The sequence below is a fragment of the Bartonella sp. SD1336NMGDW genome, from assembly GCF_042193565.1.
Lineage (GTDB): Bacteria > Pseudomonadota > Alphaproteobacteria > Rhizobiales > Rhizobiaceae > Bartonella > Bartonella grahamii.
In genome coordinates this window covers 1-3,557 of the sequence record NZ_JBHILW010000043.1, presented here as the reverse complement: position 1 = coordinate 3,557, position 3,557 = coordinate 1, and the positions used below count along the sequence as shown (strand labels likewise).

Here is a 3,557-nt window from a genome sequence, read left to right as displayed (position 1 = left end):
TAGACAACTAATAAAATTTCGTCAGAATTTATAAGAATTGGATTTTCCATAATTTCTCCTCCCTAACGCCTCTTGGCGATTGTTTGTGCGTGGTTTATGGATACCAATGTAGCGATTTTAAAAACAAAGTCAACAAAAAAATGTAGCGATTTTGAAAATCTTTAAAAAAGTAATAAACTAAAGGCTTACTTGAAGAGAAGTATAAAAATATTAATTCATATTCTGGCTGGCTTAATCCAGTCGATAGGTGCACACCATTCTAATTCTACATCTACGATATCGGCATATTTTCCATTTATACTGGATAAAACCCATTTCCCTTTTTCTTTTCCGAGACGTAATACTTTGATGTAAACTTTTCCACATTTAGTTTTTATGATAGCACGGTTGTTAATAAGATCCTCTGGTGGCAAATGATAGGAATAAAAAAGAAGGCTTCCTTCTTCAATGGCTGGAAACATAGAATCACCTACCACGCGAACAGCAACAGTTCCTTTAGGAGCGGATGGCGGGGCTTCTACTTCTTCTAGACAACCAGAATCTATTGCGTTTATTTCTCCTCCGGCTCCTACAGATCCGATCAAAGGAACTAAGTGATTAGTGGGAATAGAAGCACCTGTAAGCTTTGATATTTCTAATAATTCTCGAGCAGAAATATCTCTTGTTCCTTTTAGCATTTTATTGACGGCAGCACGATCTATCGAGCGACCTAAAGAAGCGGTTAGCTGTCTTGAAAGCTCTGATTGGCTTAATCCAGCTTCAGATAAGGCATTTTGTAACCATTGCGAGATACTTATTGTCATATCTTTATTGTAGGTACGTTGTATACAATCGTCATTTTCTAATTTAGCAACATATAGTTTCATTATCAATTTTCTTTCTTGACATTGTTTTTATAATCGCTACATAATGTACTATGAAACAATTTTCGGAAATAATAAATCTGTTAGGTGGGGTTCGTAGGGTATCTCAGTTGCTTGGGGTTCATAGAACACGCGTGTACGTCTGGCTCCGTCCTATATCAAAAGGTGGAACTGGTGGGAGAATTCCAACAAAACATATCCCAATTCTTTTGAATGAAGCCAAAAGAATTGGAGCACCGATTAAGGCAGAAGACTTTTTCTCGTTTTTTTATAGGACGCAATCATGTGATTCTAAATTATCTTCACAATCTGCTTTTACTGCTGCTTCTACAGATAGTAATGAACATCAACAGCACCATTCACATTCTTAAACAGGCAAAAATAAAGAGACAAAATTAATAGATTACGCGTCACCATGCGCACGCATAAATACGCAACAGCCTTAAGGGGGGATTATGATCATTAACGCACAAACCATTTTATGTCTTGATCTAGGGACCAAGACAGGCTGGGCGATATGCGGTGCGGATGGTCACATCATCAGTGGTGTCATGAATTTCCACCCCCGATATTTTGAAGTCGGTGGAATGCATTATTTACGCTTTAAGAGATGTCTATCAGAAATAAAACAGACAGTAGACAGCATTGACGCGGTGTATTTTGAAGAAGTGAGGCGTCATAATAGTACTGATGCAGTGCATATTTACGGTGACTTGTTATCAACCTTAACGACGTGGTGTGAACATCATCAGATACCGTATGAAGGCATTCCTGTTGGCACAATTAAGAAAGCAACAACAGGAAAAGGAAACGCATCAAAAGTAAAAATGATTAAGGCAATATGTTCCAAAGGACATACGCCTAAAGACGACAACGAAGCAGATGCTTTAGCAATTTTATATTTAATGAAAGAAGGGGGTATATATGTCCAGTAAATTACCGTGGACGAGGCTGTTTGCAGATAGGTGGATTCTTGATCTTGCTTGTTTATCTCCCATTGAATGCAATGTTTATATAAAATTGCGTTTGCAAATGCTTTATACTGGAGAGCCGCTTTTAAATAACACAAAGGTCTGGGCTAATTACACTGGTTGTTCAGTAAAAATGTTTATGAAAGCGTTAGAAGTTTTAATAAGCACGGGTCATATCGAACGTTTAGACGATGGGTGTTTATGGAGTTTAAAAGTTGAAGAAGAACTCAATAACTCTAATGAAAGCTTAGATAAGGTATCGAAGACATCTCGGTCAAAGAAGTTATCAGAGAGAGCAAAGAAAGCAGCGCAGGCAAGATGGGATAAACATACAAATGATGCTTGTGATGATGCTAAAGCCATTGAAAATACTGATAAAAACAATGCTAAAGCCATGCTTAACGATGCTAAAGTTATTAAGCATGATGCTAACAGTATGCTTAAGGATGCTAAGCATGATGCTTACGACATGCTTAATGATGCCTATATATATAACATAAACAATAACACTAACATTAACAGTTATAATAAAAAAACTAAAACTATCGTTTTAGCAAAAAAAGAAATTGGTTCTGAAAGTTTAGCAACAATCGATTTGGTTGACGAACCAACAGAGGTTGCTGCTGTTGAAGCCACATCAGAGCAAATCACAACATCATCAGACAACCAACCTTCCATTCACGAGCAAGAGAACGTTCCCAAAAAAGCAAAACGAGCGCAAGCTAATCGCGGTTGTCGATTGCCTGCGGATTTTGAACCCGATTACGATTTTGCCATTGCAGAGGGCTTGCCTCCAGAGCGCGTGAAAGTCGAAATTGCAAAGTTTCGAGATTTTTGGAAAGCCTGTGCAGGAAAGAATGCTATCAAACGTGATTGGCAAGCAACATGGCGTAACTGGGTGCGAAAGGCTATCGAGGGTTTAGAAAAAACGAAAAACACGAACAACAATGGTGGAAACAATGGAAACTTTTCAAAAGATCAAAGAACTCGCGGTGGTACCGGAGAGACAATCCGTAATCTTATCGGTGCAACACAGCTTAGTGACGCCTCTACAAGATACCGTGCAACAGATAGAGCGATGTGTAACTCTGGAATTCCCATGGACCTTGATCAATGGCAGTCAATTGACAAAAACCCTAGAGAAACAAGCTTTAGAAGCTTATCAGACTGTTCAAAACTTACTTACCTTGAAAGCATCTGTTGAAGACATAGCAGAAGCTCTTGATGTGCTTGAAGGTGGTTTGACAATGCAAAAAGTTTCGAATGCAGAAGCGCGTGCAAAGGCTTATATCGCTGCTCTTAACGGCATTTCACTCTGGTCTTTATTGCAAGCCGTTAAAAATCTTATACGTGGTGAGGCAAAAGGCATGTCCACAACATTTGTGCCCTCATGCGCTGATCTGGCGCAGTATTGTCGCGATTTAGAAAGCAGGCTTTATGGTGTTGCTGAGAAGGTTTTTATAGCAGTTGAAAATACGCGTAACCTAGCTTTAGGAGGCAAGCGCATTTCATTCATGAGAATAGGCAAGCCTAGTGAAGAGCAACATAACAGTAGCAATTCTAAAGCGGCTTAAAACAGCAAACTAGTGAAAAGTGCTGATCATTTTACGATTAGGCATGTGTTTAAATCGACAAAAAGGTACCGCAGGAAATAAATATGTTTACAGATAAGCAGCTAAGAGCCTTGTTTGGCATTATAACTTTTATATTTTTATGTTTTTTA

At 38.5% G+C, this 3,557-nt stretch carries 5 protein-coding genes; 4 read left to right on the top strand and 1 reads right to left on the bottom strand.

The annotated features are described in order from the left end of the window. Positions 1-215: 215 nt before the first annotated feature. Positions 216-866, bottom strand: a complete 651-nt coding sequence (locus tag ACFIKH_RS08765; protein WP_375649785.1) for a S24 family peptidase — start codon at positions 864-866, stop codon at positions 216-218. 107 nt (positions 867-973) lie between these two features. Between ACFIKH_RS08765 and ACFIKH_RS08760 the strand changes: the two genes are divergently transcribed. From ACFIKH_RS08760 to ACFIKH_RS08745, 4 genes are all read left to right on the top strand, one after another. Next, entirely contained in the window at positions 974-1,234 is a 261-nt protein-coding gene (locus ACFIKH_RS08760; protein ID WP_375649783.1) for a hypothetical protein, read from the top strand. Positions 1,235-1,318: 84 nt separating this feature from the next. Next, positions 1,319-1,798 carry a crossover junction endodeoxyribonuclease RuvC gene (locus tag ACFIKH_RS08755; RefSeq protein ID WP_375671502.1) on the top strand — a complete coding sequence of 160 codons (480 nt, stop codon included), beginning with the start codon at positions 1,319-1,321 and terminating at the stop codon, positions 1,796-1,798. Next, entirely contained in the window at positions 1,788-3,038 is a 1,251-nt protein-coding gene (locus ACFIKH_RS08750) for a hypothetical protein (protein WP_375671501.1), read from the top strand. The genes ACFIKH_RS08755 and ACFIKH_RS08750 overlap by 11 nt, the downstream gene beginning before the upstream one ends. After that, a complete protein-coding gene (locus ACFIKH_RS08745) occupies positions 3,022-3,408 on the top strand; it encodes a hypothetical protein (protein WP_273783648.1) in 387 nt (128 codons plus the stop codon). The genes ACFIKH_RS08750 and ACFIKH_RS08745 overlap by 17 nt, the downstream gene beginning before the upstream one ends. Positions 3,409-3,557: the final 149 nt, after the last annotated feature.